The 5,412-nt window shown below is 63.2% G+C and carries 2 protein-coding genes; both read left to right on the plus strand.

All coding sequences use genetic code 11. The features are described 5' to 3' along the window. Positions 1 to 4,669 (plus strand): Ig-like domain-containing protein (locus E8F11_RS05830; protein WP_280287869.1); only part of this gene is annotated, 4,669 nt, incomplete at its 5' end. Between the two features lie 87 nt (positions 4,670 to 4,756). Next, the gene (locus E8F11_RS05835) at positions 4,757 to 5,107 is read left to right on the plus strand and encodes a tryptophan synthase subunit beta (RefSeq protein ID WP_280287871.1); all 351 of its coding nucleotides are present in this window, start codon (positions 4,757 to 4,759) and stop codon (positions 5,105 to 5,107) included. The last annotated feature ends 305 nt before the right edge of the window (positions 5,108 to 5,412 follow it).

Consider the following 5,412-nt stretch of genomic DNA (forward strand, 5'->3'; position numbering starts at 1 on the left):
CGTCGACGGCAACGTCGACCACTTCGTCATCAAATCCCTATCGGCCAATGGCACCTTGCTGCTGAATGGCGTCGCGCTGGCCCTCGGCGACAGCGTCCCGGCCACTGGCAATGGTGCATCCATCACTTTCGTGCCGAATGCCAACTGGAATGGCACTACCAGCTTCCAGTACGCCTCGGTGGACAACCAGGGCCTGGAGGACGGCAGCCCGGCTACAGGCACCATCACCGTCGCCTCGGTCAACGATGCGCCGGAGACGGCTACGACTTCCGGCACTGGCAACGAAGACTCGGCCGGCATTCCGGTGGCCCTGAGCGGCAGCGACGTCGACGGCAACGTCGACCACTTCGTCATCAAATCCCTATCGGCCAATGGCACCTTGCTGCTCAACGGCGTGGCGCTGGTCATCGGCGACAGCGTCGCGGCCACTGCCAATGGCGCCTCGATCACTTTCGTTCCGAACGCCAACTGGAATGGCACCACCAGCTTCCAGTACGCCTCGGTGGACAACCAGGGCCTGGAAGACAGCAGCCCGGCCACCGGCACCATCACCGTCGCCTCGGTCAACGACGCGCCGGAAACAGCTATTAACTCTTCCTCCGGCGATGAAGACGCGCCTGGCATTCCGGTGGCCCTCAGTGGCAGCGATGTCGACGGCACAGTCGCCAACTTCGTGATCAAGTCACTGCCGGCCAACGGCACGCTGCTGCTGAATGGCGCCGCGCTGGCCATCGGCGACAGCGTGCCGGCCAGCGGCAATGGCGCGACCATCACCTTCGTGCCGAACGCCAACTGGAATGGCACCACCAGCTTCCAGTACGCCTCTGTGGATAACCAGGGTCTGGAAGACAGCAGCCCGGCCACCGGAACTATCACCGTGGCGTCGGTCAACGATGCGCCGAACGCCGTCAACGACGGCCCGATTGCAGTCACCGAGGGCACCCCGGTATCCGGCAACGTGCTGAGCAACGACAGCGATGTCGACGGCGATAGCCTCTCCGTCACCCAGTTCAGCATCGGCGGCAGCACCTACCAGGCTGGCCAGGCCGCATTGATCAACGGCGTCGGCTCGCTGGTGATCAATGCCAACGGCAGCTACACCTTCACTCCGGTGCTGAACTACAACGGAGCGGTTCCGACCGCGGCCTACACCCTCAGCGACGGCAGCCTGACCGATACCGCCGAGCTGAGCTTCGGCAATGTGGCGCCGGTCAACGATGCCCCCGAAACCAATACCGCGTCCGGCGCCGGAAGCGAGGATTCCGCCGGCATTCCCGTGGCCCTCGGCGGCAGCGATGTCGACGGCAACGTCGCCAGCTTCGTGATCAAGTCACTGCCGGCCAATGGCACGCTGATGCTGAATGGCGTCGCGCTGAATATCGGCGACAGCGTGCCGGCCAGTGGCAATGGCGCGACCGTCACCTTCGTGCCCGATGCCAACTGGAACGGCTCCACCAGCTTCCAGTACGCCTCTGTGGATAACCAGGGCCTGGAAGACAGCAGCCCGGCCACCGGCACCATCACCGTGGCTTCGGTCAACGACGCACCGGAAACCGCTGCGGCCTCTGCCTCTGGCAATGAGGACGCCGCTGGCATCCCTGTCGCCCTTAGTGGCAGTGATCTCGACGGCAGCGTCGACCACTTCATCATCAAATCCCTGCCGGCCAATGGCACGCTGCTGCTGAATGGCGTGGTGCTGGCCCTCGGTGACAGCGTCCCGGCCACTGGCAACGGTGCCAGCATCACCTTCGTACCCAACGCCAATTGGAACGGTTCGACCAGCTTCCAGTACGCCTCGGTGGACAACCAGGGCCTGGAAGACAGCACCCCGGCCACCGGCACCATCACGGTCGCGTCGGTCAACGATGCGCCGGAGACGGCTACGACTTCCGGCACTGGCAACGAAGACTCCGCCGGCATTCCGGTAGCGCTTAGCGGCTCGGACCTCGATGGCAGTGTCGACCACTTCATCATCAAGTCGCTGCCGGCCAATGGCACCCTGTTCCTCAACGGCGTCGCGCTGGCCATAGGCTCCGAAGTACCCGCCACCGCCAACGGCGCCAGCATCACCTTCGTCCCCAATGCAAACTGGAACGGCTCCACCAATTTCCAATACGCCTCGGTGGATAACCAGGGTCTGGAAGACAACACCCCGGCCACCGGCACCATCACTGTGGCTTCGGTTAACGATGCCCCGGAAACCGCTGCAACTTCGGGCTCCGGCAACGAAGATTCGGCCGGTATTCCGGTCGCGCTGAGCGGTTCGGACCTCGATGGCAACGTCGATCACTTCGTGATCAAGTCGCTGCCATCCAATGGCACCCTGCTGCTGAATGGCGTGGCGCTGGCCATAGGCTCCGAAGTACCCGCCACCGCTAATGGCGCCAGCATCACCTTCGTGCCGAACGCCAACTGGAATGGCACTACGACCTTCCAGTACGCCTCTGTGGATAACCAAGGCCTGGAGGACGGCAGCCCGGCCACCGGCGCCATCACCGTGGCTTCGGCCAACGATGCACCGGTCGCCATGGACAGCAATGCCAGCACCGGGGAAAACACCGTACTGCAGAGTGCAGTCCCCGCGGCCAGCGACACCGACGGCACCATCAGCAGTTACGCGCTGGTCAGCGGCCCCGGCGCTGGCAATGGCACGCTGACCTTCAACGGCAACGGCTCCTACACGTTCAACCCGGGCAGCGACTTCGACCATCTTGCCGCGGGTGAAAGCCGCACCCTGAACTTCACCTACACCGCGACCGACAACGATGGCGCAACCAGCGCTCCGGCAACCATCACCATCACGGTCACGGGCACCAACGACGGTCCGGTGTTCGCCGCCGTGAATCTGATCGCCAACGTCTCGGAGGAAGGTCTGGTCAATGGTTTGCCGGACACCACCGGTTCGCCAACGGATGTCAGCAACGCACTGGTCGCCAGCGGCACCTTCGCAATCAGCGATGTCGACGGCCAGAGCCTTTCAGTGACCCTTACGGCGCCGACGACCAATCTGACGTCGAATGGAATCCCCCTCACCTGGTCGGGCAATGGCACTTCAACGCTAAGCGCAAGTGCCGGCGGCAATCCGATCATGACCGTCAGTATCACCAGTACAGGGGCCTACCTGGTGACCCTGCTCGGTCAGGTGGATCATTTGCAGGCGAATGCGGAGGATGTGCTCAGCTTCTCGGTGGGCGTGACGGCAAGCGATGGCCAGACTTCCATCAGCTCGGCCCTGCAAGTGAGGATCGAAGACGACGCCCCGCTCCTCGCAACCCCGATGCAAGCCATCCTGCTCGACAGTTCGGGAGCGACGGCCATAGGCGATCTCAACCTGTCGACAGGTGCCGACATCAACGGCGCTTCCGTGCAGTTCACCACGACGACAGGTGTTTCCGTCGATGCCAGCGGCAATATCCTGAGTACGACCTTGAACAAAGACGGAAGCGTGAACAGCTCGTCAAGCTACATCACCTACCAGGGCAGCAAGCTGCATTACGTGGCGGGAGCCAACTCCTTGACCGCGGTCAGCGCGGATGGAACAGAAGTGTTCAAGATCACTGCCGATCCGGCCAGTGGCCAGTATCAGATCACCAACTTCGTCAGCCTGGACTCACCCTCTTCGACCTTCACGAGCTTCGACCTCTCCGGCGGCAACTCCGGCTCCTATGATCTGGGCACCGGAAGCCGCTTTTCTCTCCAGGCCACGGCAACCACCAACGGTGTAGCCGACACGGTGAACACCAGCAACAACAGCTTCGGTGTCGGCTCCGGCCAATCGATCGATACTGGAGACCTGCTCTCCTTCACCTTCATCGACAAGAGCACCAATCAGGCCACCGACATGACCGCCGTCTCGGTGACCACCGACAAGCTCGGCACCGGCGAGAGTCTCACCTGGACCGCCTTCGACATGGCCGGCAATGCCGTCGGCAGCGGCACGGTGTACGGCGTGTCGAGCGGCACCACCTCCTTCACCATCGACGCCAGCAAGCTCAACAGCGGCGAATACGAGTTCAGCACGGTCCATTTCGGTGCCGGCGCCAGTACCTCCTACAAGCTGCTCATCAGTTCCATCACCGGGCAAACCGAAGCGTACGACCAGCGGATCAGCCTCGGCGTCAAGGCAACCGACGGGGACGGCGACAGCACCGCCACCCAGTCGCTGCAGATCACCTTCGACTCGGACGACACCATCCAGGCAGGGTCCAACGATTCCGCCCTGGGCGGCGGTAACGGTGCCAACAACCTGCTCGGAGGTGTCGGTGATGACATCCTCACCGGGGGCAAGGGCAGCGATACCCTGACCGGCGGCAGCGGCGCCGACAGCTTCGTCTGGAAGGCCGGCGACGCCGGCTCGGCGGGCAGCCCGGACCTGGATGTCGTGAAGGACTTCAATACCAGCCAGGACGATCGCCTGAAACTGAGCGACCTGCTGCAAGGGGAAACCACCAGCACCATCGACAACTTCCTCAAGCTGATCGTCGACTCGGGCACCGGCAACGCCACCCTCCTGGTGAGCAAGGACGGCCATCTGAACGATGGTGGCAGTGCCGCCAGCCACGCCGACCTGAGCATCACCCTGGAAGGGGCGGCCGCGCAGCTCGGCGGGTCCTCCATCAACTCTCTGATCGCCGGCGCTGACCCGACCATCAAGGTCGACCACAGTTGATGATCACCCTGTCCGCAATCGCTCCAGTGGTTGCGGACCGGGGTCGTCTGCCCTCATGCTCGCGGCAGTCCTGAAGGGAGGCTCCCCATGCTCTACATCCAGCGCGACGAAGAAGGAAGACTGGTTCGCGTCGAAGCGGCCGGGTTCGATGAAATGACCGGAACCCTGCCCGCCGACGACCAGGAGATCCAGGCCTGGTACGCCAACCTGGCGATGCAGAGCAGCCTGATTCAGCTCAAGCAGAGCGACCTGGACATGATCCGCGTGCTCGACGACCTGATCACGGTGCTGATGACCAAGGGCGTCATTCGCATCACCGACCTGCCGCCAGCGGCGCAGTCCAAGCTGCTCAGCCGGAACCAGGCACGCGAGGCCCTGGGCGGTATCTCGCGGCTGATAGTCGAGGAAGAAGACGAAGCAGGCTCAGGGTTGATCTGAATTCCACTCAGCCGCATTTCTCTTGTGGGGGCGAATTCATTCGCTATGCAGGCCGCCGGCCTGCCGGGCAAATTCCCGGGGCACTGCGTGCCCCTTGGCGAAGGAATTGGCTATGTCTGCGTTAGCTGTTGCAATACCGAACAGAAGTGTCTAGCACGGGTCTTTCAGACCTGCGCACCGGCCTGACACATCCCTCACCCCCAGCCCCTCTCCCGCAAGCGGTAGAGGGGTGACTCGCGCCGGATAGGGCGCAGCAATTCTGATGCCCAGTCGGTGCCTGAACCTGTGCGAAAGAGGTGAGGCAA

Source organism: Pseudomonas sp. BN417 (assembly GCF_029871205.1).
Taxonomy (GTDB): domain Bacteria; phylum Pseudomonadota; class Gammaproteobacteria; order Pseudomonadales; family Pseudomonadaceae; genus Metapseudomonas.

Excerpts from the sequence above, each read along its gene's own strand:
- E8F11_RS05835 (WP_280287871.1), top strand. The coding sequence starts at position 4,757 with ATGCTCTACATCCAGCGCGACGAAGAAGGAAGACTGGTTCGCGTCGAA.